Origin of the sequence: Streptococcus sanguinis (assembly GCF_050223295.1) — a bacterium.
Taxonomy (GTDB): Bacteria; Bacillota; Bacilli; order Lactobacillales; family Streptococcaceae; genus Streptococcus; species Streptococcus sanguinis_X.
Genome location: NZ_CP071424.1, coordinates 569,561 through 585,698, shown reverse-complemented (window position 1 = coordinate 585,698; position 16,138 = coordinate 569,561). Strand labels below are relative to the sequence as shown.

Here is a 16,138-nt window from a genome sequence, read left to right as displayed (position 1 = left end):
ATCATCTTTGAGGCTTTTTGGCACCCTCAGCCTCAAGAGTTACAAAAAGGAAAAAAGATGATATTATAGTGGTGATAGTATAAATGTTCTGGAGGTTTGTATGGCAGAAAAAAACAGGCAGATGCAAGCTGTTTCCCCTCTTTTGCAAAAGATTATCAACTGGTCGTCCGCCATTGGTGCTCTAGGAACGGTGGCTTTTTGTCTTTGGGCCTATTTCGCAGGTATTCTCCAGTCCAAGGAAACTCTCTCAGCCTTTATCCAGCAGGCGGGCATTTGGGGCCCACCCCTCTTTATCTTCCTGCAGATTCTACAGACGGTCGTGCCCATTATCCCTGGCGCCCTGACCTCTGTTGCTGGTGTTTTCATCTACGGTCATATCGTCGGCACCATTTATAACTATATCGGTATTGTCATTGGTTGCGCCATTATATTTCACCTGGCCCGCACCTACGGTCCGGCTTTTGTCAAGTCTGTCGTCAGCAAGCGTACTTATTATAAATATATCGGCTGGCTGGATAAGGGCAACCGCTTTGAGCGCTTCTTTATTTTCATGATGATTTGGCCCATCAGTCCAGCCGACTTTCTCTGCATGCTGGCAGCCTTGACTAAGATGACTTTCAAAAAGTACATGCTGATTATCCTTCTTTGCAAGCCCATCACTCTCGTCATCTATACCTACGGACTGACCTATATCATTGATTTTTTCTGGAAAATGGTCTCCAAATAAAAAGAAGTTGATTGAAGAGTCAACTCCTTTTTTATTTATCCTTTTTGTCTCCCATATATAGTGGTTCAACTAGGAGAGGCTACAGGACTTTTTTTTTGCAGCCACAAGTCTTTAAGGGAAATGAGTGAAACAGCTATTAAAATCATAGCAATCCCTATCAGAACAATAACATAAAAGCTCTCTTTCATCAGAAAAAAGCAAAGAAGAACGTTGAAATAGGCTCAATAGAAGCTAGAAGACTGGATTTGACAGGACCTATCAGGGAAGTACCCTTAAAAAAGACCGTGTAGGAAAATATGGTCCTTTTCAAAACTTTTGACATCCCAATCTCTTTCTATATCTTTACTTATTATAGCACAATCCATAAAGAAAAATCAGCCAGTTTTGACTGATTTTTCTTCTCATGATTATGCAAAGATTTTATTCTGGCGATACCAAAATCTTGATCTGCGCCTTGTCTTGAGTCAGCTCGATAAAGCCTTCTTGCACAATATCCTCTAGCTTAATCTTCTTGGTCACAAGCTTGTCAGCAGAGAAATAGCCCTGCTCCATCAATTCCAGCACCTTAGGGAAAATATGCCGATAGGCGATAATACCCTTAAGCGATTTTTCTTGAATGGCAAATTCATTAGGGTTGATGCTAGCTTCTCGTTCCCAGATAGAAACTACCATGCATTCTCCAGCCTTGTGGACAGCAGCCAAAGCTTGTCCCAGCACAACCGGCACCCCGGTCACTTCATAAGATACATCTGCCCCGCCACCAGTTAAACGATGAATAGCAGCTACCACGTCTTCACCCTCTTCTGGTCGCACAATGATGGCCCCAAGCTCCTCTGCCTTGGCTTGGCGTTCTGGAGATAACTCAACACCATAAATCTTAGAGGCACCGGCCGCCCGCAAAGCCTCAACAATCAAGAGCCCGATTGGTCCCAAACCGAAGACCACCGCAGTATCGCCCGTCTTAAGAGCTGACTGACGGACCGCGTAAACAGCCACAGCAGCTGGTTCTGTCAAGGCTGCCTGCTCATAGCTAAGGCTGTCTGGAACTTTGTGAACAATGTCTCCGTCCAAAACACAGTATTTGGCAAAACCGCCGTCTGCCGCCAGACCAACAAAGTTTAGATTAGGGTCCAGATTATAGTCACCGACAAGATTATGCTTAGCTAAAATGGGCTCAACTGTTACCCGATCGCCAACTTTGACCCGTGTCACAGCACTGCCGACCTCAACAATTTCCCCAGCAAACTCATGTCCCAAAGTTACAGGCGCTTTCTGGCCAGAGTAGACATGCTCTGTTTCTGTCGGAATAAAAATCGGTCCGTCCAGATATTCATGCAAGTCAGTTCCACAAATTCCTGTATACTTGACCGCAATTTTGACCTGATGCGGTTGGACTTCCGGTACATCCACTTCTTCAATACGGACATCTTTAGCGCCATACCAACGCGCAGCATTCATTTTTGCCATAAACATACCTCGCTTTATAATTTGTTAGTTTTATTGTAAACCCTTTCAGAAATCTTGTCAAAAGATTAACTACATTTTCAAAAAATAGCATACAAAAAACCAGCATCAGCTGGTCTCAAGTTTATTCTGCAATTCTAGCAGAGTAGAAAGGAAGAAAGAACATTAAAACAATATAAAGAATCAAGAGAATCGCACGAAGCAATCCACCAAATAGAAGAGCAACTACTAAAGTTCCCAAACAAATAGAAAAATTAGTAAAATTTGTTTCAATCAACAAGGTCTGTCCTGCTTTAACTATCACTGGCTTGGTTTTCATAGGAGCAGATCCAGCACGGACTTCTGCTTCATTAGCTGCGATTGGAAAAACAACCTCTTCTCCGTTTTTGATTGCGCCAACTTTCTGACCATTGATAAAGATTGGAAACTTCCCAATAATCCCTACAAAACCTGTCTCGCGTTTGATTTTAATTTCTGACATAAAAACTCCTTTGTTTTTTTAATTATTTTAACACAACTAATGGCTAAATAAAAGATAGAAAACCAGCCTTGAGGCTGGTTTTCTATCTTTTTTAAAGTTTCTCCAACTCTTCATTGAGCAGTTTTTGTGCTACTTGTGGATTGGCTTGACCCTTAGTAGCCTTCATGAGCTGACCGATCAGTGACTTGGCCGCATTCTTATTGCCACCCTTATAGTCATTGATAGCTTTTTCATTATCCGCAAAGACTTGCTGGATGATTGGAAGAAGCTGGGCTGGGTCTGAGATTTGAATCAGGCCTGCTTTCTGCACATATTCCTTGGCAGAGCCACCGTTTTTAGCTAGATGGACAAAGACCTTCTTAGCAATCTTAGAAGAAATCGTTCCGTCTGAAATCAATGCAATCATTTCAGTCAGGTTCTCAGGTGTCAGCTCAATCTCAGAGATGGTCTTGCCTTCGGCATTGAGGTATTGAGCCACTTCCCCTTGGAGCCAGTTAGAGACAGCCTTGGCGTCACCGCCTGCTGCAAGAGCTGCTTCAAAGAAGTCTGACACAGCCTTGGTCGCTGTCAGCTGCTTGGCATCGTAGTCAGACAGACCGTAGTCGCCCACATACTTAGCTCGGCGTTCTTTTGGAAAGGCTGGCAGGCTACTGCGCACTTGCTCAATCCAAGCATCCTCAATCTCAAAGATTGGCAAATCAGGCTCTGGGAAGTAACGGTAGTCCGCTGAACCTTCCTTAACCCGCATGAGCAGGGTTTCGCCAGTTGCTTCGTCATAACGACGGGTTTCCTGACGAATTTGACCACCGCTGCGTAGGATTTCAGCTTGGCGCTTTTCCTCAAATGCCAGACCCTTGCGGACAAAGTTGAAGGAGTTAAGGTTTTTCAGCTCAGTCTTGGTACCAAATTCTTCCTGACCGTAAGGACGGATAGAAATATTGGCATCCACCCGCATGGAGCCCTCTTCCATCTTGACATCCGAAATACCCGTGTACTGGATGATTTCCTTGAGGGCAGTCAGATAGGCATAAGCTTCTTCTGGACTGCGCATATCTGCTTCCGATACAATCTCAATCAGCGGCACCCCTTGACGGTTGAGGTCCACATAAGAGTAACCATCGCTGCCATGGGTATTCTTTCCGGCATCTTCTTCCAAGTGGGCCCGCTCGATACGGATTTTCTTGGTCGTGCCATCTTCTAGCTCAATCTCAATCCAGCCATTGTAGCCAATCGGCTCATCAAACTGAGAAATTTGATAGGCTTTTGGATTGTCCGGATAAAAGTAATTCTTGCGGTCAAAGTGCATCTTCTGGTGAATATCCATGTTCAAAGCCAGAGCAGCCTTGATACCATAGTCAATAACACCCTTGTTCATAACAGGCAAAACACCTGGGAAGGACCAGTCAATGATATTGGTGTTGGCATTTGGATCTTCACCGAAGTGAGCTGGAGCTGGAGAGAAAATTTTTGAATTGGTCTTCAATTCAACATGGACTTCCAGTCCGATAACTGTTTCAAAGTTCATTATTTTTCACCTCCAAAGATAACTGGCTGCTGTTTGTGGTAGTCAGTCGTTGCTTCAAATGCTGCGGCTGCCTGATAGATGGTCTCTTCATCAAAGTGGTTACCAATCAGTTGCAAGCCGACAGGAAGACCATCTGCAAAGCCAGCTGGGATTGAAATGCCCGGCAGGCCAGCCAGATTGACTGGAATGGTCAAAAGGTCAGCCAGATACATAGCCACTGGATCTTGGTTTTGACTGCCCAAGTCATAAGCTACAGTTGGTGCAGTTGGACCTAAGATCAAATCATATTTTTCAAAAACCTTGGCAAAATCCTGCATAATCAAGGTCCGAACCTGACCAGCTTTTTTGAAGTAGGCATCGTAGTAACCAGATGACAAACTGAAAGTTCCCAGCATAATCCGGCGTTTCACCTCTTCACCAAAGCCTTCACTACGAGATTTGACATAGACATCTTCTAGATTTTCAATGCCTTCTGCGCGGTAGCCATAGCGAATACCGTCAAAACGCTGCAGGTTAGAACTAGCTTCAGAGGAAGCAATGATATAGTAAACAGCCACGCCGTACTTGCTGTGAGGCAGGCTAACCTCTTCAACGATAGCTCCTAGACTTTCCAAATGCTTCGCTGCTGCTAAAATCGTTTCCTTGACCTTGCTGTCAATTCCCTCACCCATGTATTCCTTAGGCAGGGCAATCTTCATCCCCTTGATGTCTTGTCCAATCTTGCTGGTAAAGTCTGGCACTGCTTCTTGTGATGATGTAGAATCCTTAGGATCATTACCAGAAATAACATTCAAGAGCTGAGCATTTTCCTTCACTGTCTGAGAGAACGATCCAATCTGGTCTAAAGAAGAACCAAAAGCAATGAGCCCAAAACGAGAAACTCGTCCGTAGGTTGGCTTGAGGCCGACTACACCGTTAAAGGAAGCCGGTTGGCGAATAGAACCACCCGTATCTGAACCCAGTGACAGACGAACCTGACCAGAGGCAACAGCTGTCGCTGAACCACCAGATGATCCACCAGGAACCTTGCTGCTGTCCCAAGCATTCTTAGTCGTCTTAAAGTAAGAGTTTTCGCTAGAACCCCCCATGGCAAACTCGTCCATGTTGGTCTTACCAACGATAATCATGTCCTTACCGTAAAGCTTCTCTACGCTAGTCGCATCGAAAATCGGCTTGTAATTGTAGAGTATCTTAGAAGCAGCCGTCGTCAAAATCCCCTTGGTTGAGATATTATCCTTGACTGCCAGCGGAATGCCGCTCATAAGATTGTCCGCATCAATGCCCTTGGCGTCTAGAGCCGTAGCCTGAGCTAAAGCCTCCTCTTCGCTGACAGTAATGAAGCTGTCCACAGCTGTTTCACGTTCTTTGATGTCCGCCAAAGTTGCCTGAGTTAACTCTACCGCAGAAATTTCTTTCTTGACCAGCAAATCATGCAACTCTTCAATGGTCTTGTGATTAAAAGTCATTAGGCATCTCCTCCGTCATCTAGGATGGCAGGCACTTTGATGTAGCCCCGCTCTTTTTCAGGTACATTTTGGAAAAGCTCTTCCCGGTTCCAGCCTGGCTGAGCCACATCTTCTCGCATATAGTTGATATTGGCAGCTACATTAGAAGTGAAAGGCACACCCTCCGTATCCACTTCATTGAGCAATTCGACCATATCGACAATCTTGGTTAAGGTCGTCGCAAACTCAGCTGTTTCTTCTGGTGAAAAAGCCAATTTTGACAGCTTAGCAACGTGACTTACTTCTTCTTGAGTAATCTTCATCTCTGATTCCTTTCGTAAGATATATGAGCTTTAGCGACTGAAAATAACAATTTCTAGATGCCATCTTTATTTCCAAGCTTCAGCTCACCTTTACTTTGACAAGCTAGGGACGCTCATTTATTTGCCATCGACTAGCTCTTTTCTTCAGCTTCTTCCTGCTATTCTTCAGGAATTCGCATCATTTCATTTTACCATATTTCAGGCTAATTCTTCAATTCCAAATGCAGTTCTTTGAGCTGTCTTTGGTCAACCAAACTCGGGCTTTCCAGCATAGGATCAAAGCCAGTACCATTTTTCGGAAAAGCAATGACTTGGCGGATATTTTCTTCCCCAGCCAAAATCATAACCAAGCGATCCAAGCCTAGAGCCAAACCGCCGTGTGGTGGGAAGCCGTACTCCAAAGCTTCTAGGAAAAAACCAAAGTCCCGCTCATAGTCTTCCCGGCCAATGCCCAATAGCTCAAACATGGCTTCCTGAGCCTTCCGGTCATGAATCCGAAGACTGCCTCCACCAATTTCATAGCCATTCAAGACGATGTCATAGGCATGGCTACGGAATTGACCAGGCTCCTGTCCATCTTCAAAAATCCCCTGTGTGAAAGGATGATGCATGGCTTGGTAGCGGTTTTGGTCTTCATTCCACTCCAGTAGCGGCCAATCCACAACCCAGAGGAAATGAAGCAGACTCGGATCAATCAAGTCTAAAGCTTTTGCGACTTCTAGGCGAAGATGTCCCAAAGCTTCCTGAGCTCGACGCTTCTTAGCCATGACTAGCAAGATTAAATCTCCATCCTTTGCTTCAAAACGTGTCAGTAACTCCTGACTTTCAGCTTCAAAGGTGCTAGCCAAATCACCAACCAACTGGCCATTTTCAACCTTGAGGCTGGCAAAGCGGCTACAACCAAATTCCTTCATTTCCTGATAGTAGTGACTTAGCTGTTTCTTGCTAAAAGCACTAGCCGCATCTGGCACACAGATTCCCATCACTTCCTCTTGGTTATCCAAGGCTTTCTTGATAAGAAGCGATTCATTGGACTGGCATAAATCCGTCAAACTCTTCAGCTCTAAACCAAAGCGTGTATCTGGCTTATCAGAACCAAAGCGGCTCATAGCCTCTTCATAGCTGATCGCCGGAAAAGCTTCCGTCAGCTCTAAACCATGAGTTTTCTTGACAACAGCCTTGAGCATAGCTTCAACCAGAGCTCGGATTTCTTCCTCGCTGGCAAAACTCAACTCCAAATCCACCTGAGTAAACTCTGGCTGCCGGTCCCCTCGCAAGTCTTCGTCACGGAAGCAACGAACAATCTGATAATAACGCTCAAGTCCAGCTCCCATCAACAACTGCTTGAGCATCTGTGGGCTCTGAGGTAGCGCGTAGAATTGATTTTTAAAGACCCGACTAGGCACCAAGAAATCCCTAGCTCCTTCAGGAGTTGACTTGGTCAGATAAGGCGTCTCCACTTCCAAAAAGTCCAAACCATTCAAATATTCCCGAATGGTTGAGGTGACCTGATGGCGCAGTTTGAGGTTATGTGTCATCTTCTCACGGCGCAAGTCCAGGTAGCGGTATTTCTGACGCAGGTCTTCCCCTGTATGGGCATGCTGGTCCAGCTCAAAAGGCAGGGCCTTGCTGCTAGCAATAACCTCAATCTTCTCAGCCCTCAGCTCAACCTGACCAGACTTGATGGACTTGTTGACAAAACGCTCTTCCCGCTGAACGACTTGCCCCGTCACTGCAATGATGTCCTCTTTGCCAATGTCTTCCAGCTTAGCAAAATCTTCAATGTCACCGCCAACGAAAACCTGAAGCAAGCCCTCGCGGTCCCGCAATTCAATAAAGGCCAGCTTGCCGTGATTACGGATATTAGCCACCCAGCCAGTTGCGGTCATGGTCTGTCCAACCTGCTCTAAACCATAGTTTCCGATAAAAATTTCTTTCATGTTCTTTCCCTCTCAAATCAATTCGTAGTTCCGCCTAGCTGTTAAGGATATTTGAAGTATTCTTCTATTTTCTTCACTGGACCTACTGCAAAATAAAAAGCTTTCGTCTATAAAACAGACGAAAGCCGTGGTACCACTGTTATTCGCCGCCCTAAAAGGCAGCCTCTGAGCTCGTAACGTGAGTGACGTTTGTGCTTAATCACACAAAAGATTACGAAACATGTTCTTCGGTTTTTGCTTTCTTGGTACTGCTCTCAGCCATCAGCACTCTCTGTGCAAGTCAGCAAACCTACTCTGCTTCTCTTTTACTTTTAAATTGTATCTATTATAGTCGAACCCAGAACATTTTGCAAGTGGTTTAAGGCAAATTTGTGATTTTCCTCTGACAGAGAAGCCACAGCTGGCTCTACCACTTGAATCTGATAACCAAGATTATAGGCATCAATCGCTGTATGCAGGACACAAATATCCGTCAAGACTCCTGTCAAAATAACTGTATCTACCTTTCTTTCCCGCAATCGAATATCTAAATCCGTGCCAGAAAAGGCAGAATAATGACGCTTATCCATCCAAAAGACCCGAGAGTCTGCTTGATGCTTGTCATAAAAATCAGCCAAAGAGCCATAAAGATTGCGACCGCTAGTTCCTTTGATGTTATGAGGCGGAAACAACTTGCTCTCAGGATGAAAGGCATCATTCTCATCATGGGCATCAATAGCAAAGAAGATATAATCTCCTCTGTCAAAAGCTGCCTCCGTCACTTGAGCAATGGCTTCAGAAATCGCCTGTGCTGGTGCTCCTGCTGTCAGCTTGCCCTCATCTGCAACAAAATCAACTGTATAATCAATGGAAATCAGTGCTTTAGCCATTAATAGTCCCTCTTTTTAATTTCATCAAAGACATCCGGAATCAGGACTTTCAGATAAGTTCCCTTCATCCCCAGCGAGCGGCTTTCAATAATCCCAGCACTTTCCAGCTTGCGCAAGGCATTAACAATCACTGAGCGGGTAATCCCGATACGGTCAGCAATGACAGATGCAGTCAGCTGGCCTTCATTGCCATTCAGCTCGCCCAAAATTGCTGAAACAGCTCTCAGTTCTGAGTAAGACAGAGTATTGACTGCCATGGTCACTGCCGTCCGGCGGCGGATATTTTTTTCATCCTCTTCCCGCTGGAAGTTAAGCAGCTGGATACCAACCACTGTGCTGGCAATCTCAACCAAAATCAGATCATCGTCCGCAAATTCCTTGTCATTACGCCAGATAATCAATGAGCCCAAACGAATCCCTGACACATGAATGGGAGCAATGGTAGTCAGGCCATCTGGAAAATCATCCTTGGTCTCTACCGGAAAAATCGTCAAATCATGCGTAACTGGTAGATTAGCCTCCGTTTCATAAACCAGATTGGCTTCTTGGACATACTCCTCTGGGAAATTCTTATCTTGGAAAAAAGCTTCTACGCGGTCATTATTGGTCTTATAGCGCATGAAATAGCCTAGAAGACGGCCCTTGCTATTGATAATACAGGCATTGCAGTGGATAATATCAGCCAACTGACGCGTAATAGCATTATAGGGCAAATCTTCCTGCATCTGCTCCTCCGAGCGTTTCAGAATAGACGTAATTTTTCGTGTTTTTTCTAGTAAATCGGCCATATTTTTACCTCATATTTATTAGCTTCATTGTAACATAAAAGCAGTGAAATTTCAATAATTATCTGAAAATTTTTTATTGAAAAACAATTACATACAATTCTATAAAATAAAGAATTTTTCAGGTATATGACTTGATATGTCAAGTTATATTAAACAAAAAACAGTCAAGAATTTGACTGTTTTTGATTACTTTTGTTCTTTCTAATCAAGAGAACGCTTCTTGTAGAACAATTTCATAGCCATGAGCAGAAGCATTTGGCCTGCTAGAAGAAGCCAAGAAGAGTTTTCTCCTGTCTTAGGCAAGGCATGACCTGAAGCAGCTGTCTGCTTATGATTTCCAGAGCTAGCATTTCCAGTAGTTCCAAGAGCTGTATGCTGAGGATCTCCTACTTGTCCAGCAAGCGGAGAGCGAGCGAAACGCTCCTCTGTGTGAGCCAAAACAGATTGGTAATAGCGAATATCTTCTTCCTTATTCTGCTCAGCATAAGTTTGAGCTAGCAAGTCATATGTCGCCTTAGCTTGTGCTTGAACCGCAGTTAAAACTGCTACTTTTGCTTCTTGATCTGTTTGAGCTGTAAGAGCTGCTTGGTAAGCAGCCTGAGCTGCGGCTAGTTTAGTTTTAGCTTGTTCCAAGTTTTCTTCTGCATTTTCAAGATTTGACAATGACTCTTTAGCCATTTGCAATGCTGCTTCAGCATCTGTAACAGCTTTTTCAAGATTAGTCTTTCTTTCTTTTGCTGCATTCAAAGCTGCGTCTAGCTGAGCCAACTTATCTGATTCAGTTTTTAGAGCTTCTTGAGCTGCGGCAACTGTCGCTTGAACAGCAGTCAGAGCTGCTTGGGCCTGAGTTAATTTTTCTGCTTTAGTCTTGTCATCCAAGTTTGAGTTTTGCAGGGCTGCTTGTGCTGCTGCCAAATCCGCTTGATCAGCTGCCAACTTCTCTTGAGCTGCAGCAAGAGCTGCTTGGGCCTGAGCAGTTGCTGACTCACCTGCTTGAGCTTGTGCCTGAGCCAGTTGCTGGTTGGCTTGCTCTAGAGCTGCAGCCTTCCGATTGTAAGTAGTCTGAGCAACTCCCTTAGATGCCAGAGCCAGTTGATTAGCCTTGAAGGCAGCGTCATAGGCAGTTTGAGCCTGAGCTACTTCCTGCGGATCTACTTTTGCTGTTGCAGCTTTGCCTGTAATCGGGCTGGCATTGAAGTTCTTTTTGCTGGCATATTTGACTTGATCTTCTGACACCATGGTGAAATGAGCCATAGTGATGTCACCTTCCATTGAGAAATCGACTCCCAGATAGTTTTTCTGGCGACCAGTATTGAGACCAGAAATAGATGTAGCATGCAGCCATTCATAGCCATTAAACATGAATTCAACAACAGAATCATAGATTCGTCTCTTCATTTCAGCCACACTCATTTGGCCAGCTTTTTCTCTCCAAATATAAGCGTTTTCATAATACTGGAGACCTTTGCTCTCTTGCTCAGCACTTGTGGTCATTAAACCATATTCACGCGCTACGCGGTTAATTGCTTTAGCATCGTGATGGTATTTCTCCATCAAATCCCAGTTCCAGTTGTCTTTGCGATATTCTGTCGCCACCTTATCAGCGAAATCAATTGATGACGGTGTCACAGCCACTTCACCAGTTCCCATCTGAGCACGCAGCTGGTTGATGAGTTCTGAAGCAAACTGTGAAAGTTCCTGACGAACATTCTGTGGAATATTGTTGGTATCAATCAAAGCTTTGCTATCTGTAGGATCTGCTACATAACGATTGAGAGCCTTAGCACTGGCATTAAGTGCAGCCAGTCTATTTTGAATCTCATTAGTTTTTTGCTCTGATAAATTCGGTGCGATTAGCTCTCTCAAGGCTGCAATGTATTCCGGAGTCATTGACACACGGTTTTTATTACTAGAAGCTTCAGTAGTAATTTTTCCAGCTTGAGCCTTTTGCAAAGCTTGTTGAGCTTGGTTCAAGTCTGACTGGGTCTTCTCAGCTGCAGCAGTTTTGTCCTGCAAGTTCTTCTGAGAAGCATCACGAGCCGTCTTAGCCTGAGTCTGGTTGGTCTGAGCTTTTGCAACCTCAGCCTGCTTCTGACTGTCAGTCTGACGAGCTGTAGCTACTTTTGCTTGAGCTGTTTCAACAGCAGACTGGTCAGCTACCACCTTGTCTTGGGCTGCTTTCACATTTTTTTCTGCTTTAGCTGTAGCGTCCCCACTTAGGTTGGCCTGAGCTTCCTTCACGTCATTTTGAGCTTTAGCAAGACGCCCTTCTTGAGTTTTCGCTTGCTCTTGAGCTTCTTTAGTCTTGGCTGCCTGGGCATCGCGCTCAGCTTCAGCCGTCTTAGTTGCTTGGTCAGCTTTAGCCAATTCTGACTTGTTGCTGTCCACTTGAGCTTTTTGATTGCTCTCTTCTTGCTTAGCTGTTTCAATAGCTTCCGGACCAGCTTTATCAGCTGCCTCCTGTGCCCGGTTAGCTTCAGCTTGTGCTTGCTCGACCTGACTTTGAGCGGCAGCAGTATTTGCTTGAGCTTGAGCCAAATCAGCTTTCCCTTGTGCAACATTGCTGTCGGCTTCTTGTACAAGAGCCTGAGCAGCGTCTACCTGTTCTTTCGAAACAGATTCATCCTTCTGTGTGTTTTCTGCCTGTGGTTGGCTTTGACTAACGGGCGCATCAGAATAAGACTGATTATCAACTAATTGATCAGCCTGAACTCCTTCTGCGAGCACCAAAGACAATGCCGCTGCACTGACAGAAAAAGCACTAAGTGTCTTTTTCATTGTCAATATAATCTCCTCCACTTTTTCATCATTGTTAAAAACATTGACAAACACATTCTACCATGTTTGTCTTCTGGAAGGAAGACGCTAACACATTTTTTTAAGCATTTTTGGACAGATACATAAAAAATGTTGGACAAATTCCTAAAAAATGTCGGTAAAACCGCCTATAATTTTTACCAATCGACCTCAAATTCAATTTTCAGAGCATCTTATTTTTGCAATTCAAAGACAGCCATTAAACTAAAAAATATGTAAGATTGATAAGAAAAAGGCCGGAATATTTTCCAGCCTTTTTGTAACATCCGCTTATTAACGGCGATATTGGCGCAAGAAGCGCGTCATTTTTTCTTGGATTTGAGCTAGCTCATCTACTCGAGGCAGATAAACGATGCGGAAATGATCTGGATCCTTCCAGTTAAAGCCTCGTCCATGGACGAGAAGGACTTTTTCCTGCTTGAGGAAATTAAGGACAAACTGCTCATCATCGTCGATGTGATACATGTTCCGGTCAATTTTCGGGAAAATATAGAGACCAGCTTTAGGTTTTACAGCTGACAGTCCCGGGATGTCCTGAATAGCCTGATAGATGAAATTACGCTGCTCATAGATACGACCACCTGGCAAAAGCAGTTCATCCACAGATTGGTGACCGCCAAGTGAGGTTTGGACGACTTGCTGAGCCAAGACATTGGAGCACAGGCGCATGTTGGAGAGCATGTTTAACCCTTCGATATACCCCTTAACATGGTGCTTAGGTCCAGATAATACCATCCAGCCAACACGGAAGCCTGCGATTCGGTGCGACTTAGAAAGACCATTCATACTGACACAGAAGATATCAGGAGCCAGACTAGCCACAGACGTATGGACATTGCCGTCCATCACCATGCGGTCATAAATTTCATCCGCAAAGATAATGAGATTATTTTGGCGAGCAATTTCCACAATCTCCAGCAGCAGTTCCTTAGGATAAAGCGCTCCCGTTGGATTGTTAGGGTTAATGATAATGATAGCCTTGGTATTAGATGTGATTTTTGACTTAATATCGTCAATATCTGGATACCATTCTGCCTGCTCATCACAGACATAGTGAACAGCATTCCCACCAGCCAGACTGACTGCAGCTGTCCAGAGTGGGTAGTCTGGCATTGGTACCAGCACCTCATCTCCGTCATCCAGAAGTCCCTGCATGGACATGACAATCAGCTCACTGACACCATTTCCCAGATAAATGTCATCAATATCTACATTAGGAAAATTCTTAAGCTGGCAATACTGCATGATAGCCTTACGGGCTGAAAAAATTCCCTTGGAGTCAGAGTAACCTTCACTGTCACGAGCATTCATAATCAAATCATGAATAACCTCATCCGGAGCGGTAAAACCAAATTCAGCCGGATTCCCTGTATTGAGGCGGAGAATCTTTTCGCCATTGGCCCGCATGCGCATAGCTTCATCCAAAACCGGACCGCGAATATCATAAGCAACATGTTCCAGCTTGCTGGACTTGTCAAATTCTTTCATTCTTATTTTTCCTCTATTCATCAGAATGTTATCATTATACCACCAGAAAAAGCGATTGACAACAAAAAATAAACTCGCTTTTCAGGTAATTAAAAAGAGAATCATAGGATACAAAGCGCCATTCTTCTTCTAATTCCTCAAAGTAAAGGACTTTTTCTCAGCTTGCAATTTCCTGACAGCATTTCATTTTATCTTTACTTTTTTTCTGAAAAGGGTTACAATAGAAACAAGAAAATAGTTGCAAATCCCTCGGACGTTATGGACTGATTGATTTTTGGTCATCCCAATCATTCTGTGAATGATTCGACGTCCTTTGCCGACCATTTTAAAGGAGGTAGCTCTATGACTCAGAAATATGAAAACATTATGGTTGCTGTGGATGGTTCTCATGAATCCGAACTAGCCTTTGAAAAGGGCGTTAACGTGGCTCTCCGAAACGGCTCTCGTCTCACCATCGCCCATGTCATTGATACCCGAGCTTTGCAAAGTGTCTCAACCTTTGATGCAGATGTCTATGAGGACTTGCAGGAAGATGCCAAAAAGCTGACAGCAGAGCTGAAAGAAAAGGCTCAAAAATCCGGTATCAAGTATGTTGACATTGTCATTGAGATGGGCAATCCCAAGACTCTCTTGGCTACAGATATCCCAGAAGAGCACAAGGTAGATCTAATTATGGTCGGTGCTACCGGTCTCAATGCCTTTGAACGGCTGCTAGTCGGCTCTTCATCTGAATATATCCTACGCCACGCCAAGGTTGACTTGCTGGTGGTCAGAGACCCAGAAAAAACTTTATAAAAACTAGAGCAGTTCAATGACTGCTCTAGTTTTCTTCTTTCTGCTCTATGGTACGCTGGTAGGCCTGAATTTGTCGTTCCAGTTCTTCTTTGATTGCTCCTTCAGGAGCGTATTTATCTTCCCAGTCATCTGGTTTGAGGATTTTATGGGTGACGGGGTCAAAGTGAGCCTTCCCATCTGGGAAAATTTTGCCCATATTAGCCCGATGGACAATATCGAACAGCTGCTCTGGATCCACTCCCATCAGAACAAAACTGCCATAAGTGAAGTATAGAGTATCAATCAAGGCATCTACTTGACCGACTAGAGAAACCTCGGCCTGACTTTTTGAGCGAACCTTGTCAGCAGCCTTGTCAAGCGCTTGATGGAGATAGGCTACAGAGCTATCAAAGTCTTCCTCTGAATTACTAGCTGCTCGCAGAAACTCGACCAGTTCTTCCAGCTTGAAGCCTGCCCGATAGCGAGCGTCCTGAGGCGACCAAGCAATCGGCTCTTCCTGAGTGCTTTCATCCATGACACTATGAAACTCTTTTACCTTATTAAAGTGATGGTCGCTGCTGGTAAAGACCTTTTCCCTCGCTAGGATACCAAAATGCTCCAAAGCCCTGTGAATCCCATCCTGACTATTGCTGCTAGTCGTATGCTTGGCCACTTCCTTGACCGAGCTGGTTCCATTTCCCATAGCAATGGAGAGGCCAACTCCCGATAGCATTTCCAAGTCATTGTCAGAGTCGCCGAAGGCCATGACCTGATGAATGTCAAAACCATATTCCTTGCCGACTCGGCGAATCCCCTCTAGCTTAGATGTGTTTTTATTGATAATATCAACCGCATAGGGGCTACTGCGGGTAAATTTCAAATCAGGGAAGTCTGCTTCAATCTTACGGCTTTCTTCTGGACTGGCCAAAATCAAAGCTTGATAAATCGGCTCCTGAATCAGCTGCAGGAGATCCTTTTCATGCTGGGGCAGGGCCTTGCTGATGACTTTATTAAAACCGTGACTGACTGTTCGCGCCATTCTCTTAGGGATTAAGCGGCTAGTCCACTGGGAGAAAGGGCTCATGCCGAAGGACATAATCTTGGAGCCCAGCATAGCCTCAGCCGTCCCCAAGGAAATTTCTTTCCGATGCTTCTTAGCATAGGCGATTAAATCCCGTAAACTCTGCTTGTCAATGGGACTGGCAGAAATCACCCTATCTCTTGAAAAAATATACTGGCCATTATAGGTCACAGCAAAGTCTAAGTCCAATTGCTCCATAAAAGGTTTGACAAAGAAAGGACCGCGGCCTGTTGCCAAACCGACCAATATTCCTTGCTCCTTTAAACTCTGAATAGCTTTTTCTGTAGATTTCAAAACCGTTCGACTGTCATTGACCAGTGTCCCATCAATATCAAAAAAGACGGCCTTTACTTCCATTGATTTTCTCATTCTTTCCTTTTATGATACAATAAATTATAACACAAAAATGACATACA

General features: G+C 44.4%; 13 protein-coding genes and 1 pseudogene. 2 read left to right on the top strand and 12 right to left on the bottom strand.

The genetic code is table 11. The features are described from left to right. Positions 1-100: 100 nt before the first annotated feature. On the top strand, positions 101-727 hold the full coding sequence (locus J1C77_RS03030; protein ID WP_002922053.1) for a TVP38/TMEM64 family protein: 627 nt from the start codon (positions 101-103) through the stop codon (positions 725-727). Between the two features lie 65 nt (positions 728-792). Here J1C77_RS03030 and J1C77_RS03025 read toward each other — a convergent pair. From J1C77_RS03025 to J1C77_RS02975, 11 genes and pseudogenes are all read right to left on the bottom strand, one after another. Next, positions 793-1,040, bottom strand: a pseudogene (locus J1C77_RS03025) (EamA family transporter); the annotation flags it as partial. Between the two features lie 107 nt (positions 1,041-1,147). Further along, positions 1,148-2,194, bottom strand: coding sequence for a 2,3-butanediol dehydrogenase (locus J1C77_RS03020; RefSeq protein WP_042762971.1), 1,047 nt, complete (start codon positions 2,192-2,194; stop codon positions 1,148-1,150). Positions 2,195-2,315: 121 nt separating this feature from the next. Further along, positions 2,316-2,672 carry a hypothetical protein gene (locus tag J1C77_RS03015; protein ID WP_002922059.1) on the bottom strand — a complete coding sequence of 119 codons (357 nt, stop codon included), beginning with the start codon at positions 2,670-2,672 and terminating at the stop codon, positions 2,316-2,318. A 91-nt stretch (positions 2,673-2,763) separates the two neighbouring features. After that, entirely contained in the window at positions 2,764-4,197 is a 1,434-nt protein-coding gene (gatB, locus tag J1C77_RS03010) for an Asp-tRNA(Asn)/Glu-tRNA(Gln) amidotransferase subunit GatB (RefSeq protein WP_002922060.1), read from the bottom strand. Then, positions 4,197-5,663, bottom strand: a complete 1,467-nt coding sequence (gene gatA, locus J1C77_RS03005) for an Asp-tRNA(Asn)/Glu-tRNA(Gln) amidotransferase subunit GatA (RefSeq protein ID WP_002922062.1) — start codon at positions 5,661-5,663, stop codon at positions 4,197-4,199. Before gatA ends, gatB begins: the two co-directional genes overlap by 1 nt. Further along, entirely contained in the window at positions 5,663-5,965 is a 303-nt protein-coding gene (gene gatC / locus J1C77_RS03000) for an Asp-tRNA(Asn)/Glu-tRNA(Gln) amidotransferase subunit GatC (RefSeq protein ID WP_002896305.1), read from the bottom strand. The genes gatA and gatC overlap by 1 nt, the downstream gene beginning before the upstream one ends. Positions 5,966-6,168: 203 nt before the next feature. Beyond that, positions 6,169-7,905, bottom strand: coding sequence for an aspartate--tRNA ligase (aspS, locus tag J1C77_RS02995; protein ID WP_002922064.1), 1,737 nt, complete (start codon positions 7,903-7,905; stop codon positions 6,169-6,171). 311 nt (positions 7,906-8,216) lie between these two features. Next, the gene (locus J1C77_RS02990) at positions 8,217-8,774 is read right to left on the bottom strand and encodes a cysteine hydrolase family protein (RefSeq protein WP_002922065.1); all 558 of its coding nucleotides are present in this window, start codon (positions 8,772-8,774) and stop codon (positions 8,217-8,219) included. Continuing rightward, on the bottom strand, positions 8,774-9,562 hold the full coding sequence (gene codY, locus J1C77_RS02985; protein ID WP_002896308.1) for a GTP-sensing pleiotropic transcriptional regulator CodY: 789 nt from the start codon (positions 9,560-9,562) through the stop codon (positions 8,774-8,776). Before codY ends, J1C77_RS02990 begins: the two co-directional genes overlap by 1 nt. Before the next feature lie 201 nt (positions 9,563-9,763). Then, entirely contained in the window at positions 9,764-12,340 is a 2,577-nt protein-coding gene (locus tag J1C77_RS02980) for an SEC10/PgrA surface exclusion domain-containing protein (RefSeq protein ID WP_087941937.1), read from the bottom strand. Between the two features lie 312 nt (positions 12,341-12,652). Further along, complete coding sequence (locus J1C77_RS02975) at positions 12,653-13,867, bottom strand: pyridoxal phosphate-dependent aminotransferase (protein WP_009659361.1); 1,215 nt, start codon at positions 13,865-13,867, stop codon at positions 12,653-12,655. A 342-nt stretch (positions 13,868-14,209) separates the two neighbouring features. On the opposite strand from J1C77_RS02975, the gene J1C77_RS02970 reads away from it, so the two are divergent. Further along, positions 14,210-14,662, top strand: a complete 453-nt coding sequence (locus J1C77_RS02970) for a universal stress protein (protein ID WP_002896311.1) — start codon at positions 14,210-14,212, stop codon at positions 14,660-14,662. 25 nt (positions 14,663-14,687) lie between these two features. Here J1C77_RS02970 and J1C77_RS02965 read toward each other — a convergent pair whose 3' ends face one another. Next, the gene (locus J1C77_RS02965; RefSeq protein ID WP_042762973.1) at positions 14,688-16,079 is read right to left on the bottom strand and encodes a Cof-type HAD-IIB family hydrolase; all 1,392 of its coding nucleotides are present in this window, start codon (positions 16,077-16,079) and stop codon (positions 14,688-14,690) included. Between the last annotated feature and the right edge of the window lie 59 nt (positions 16,080-16,138).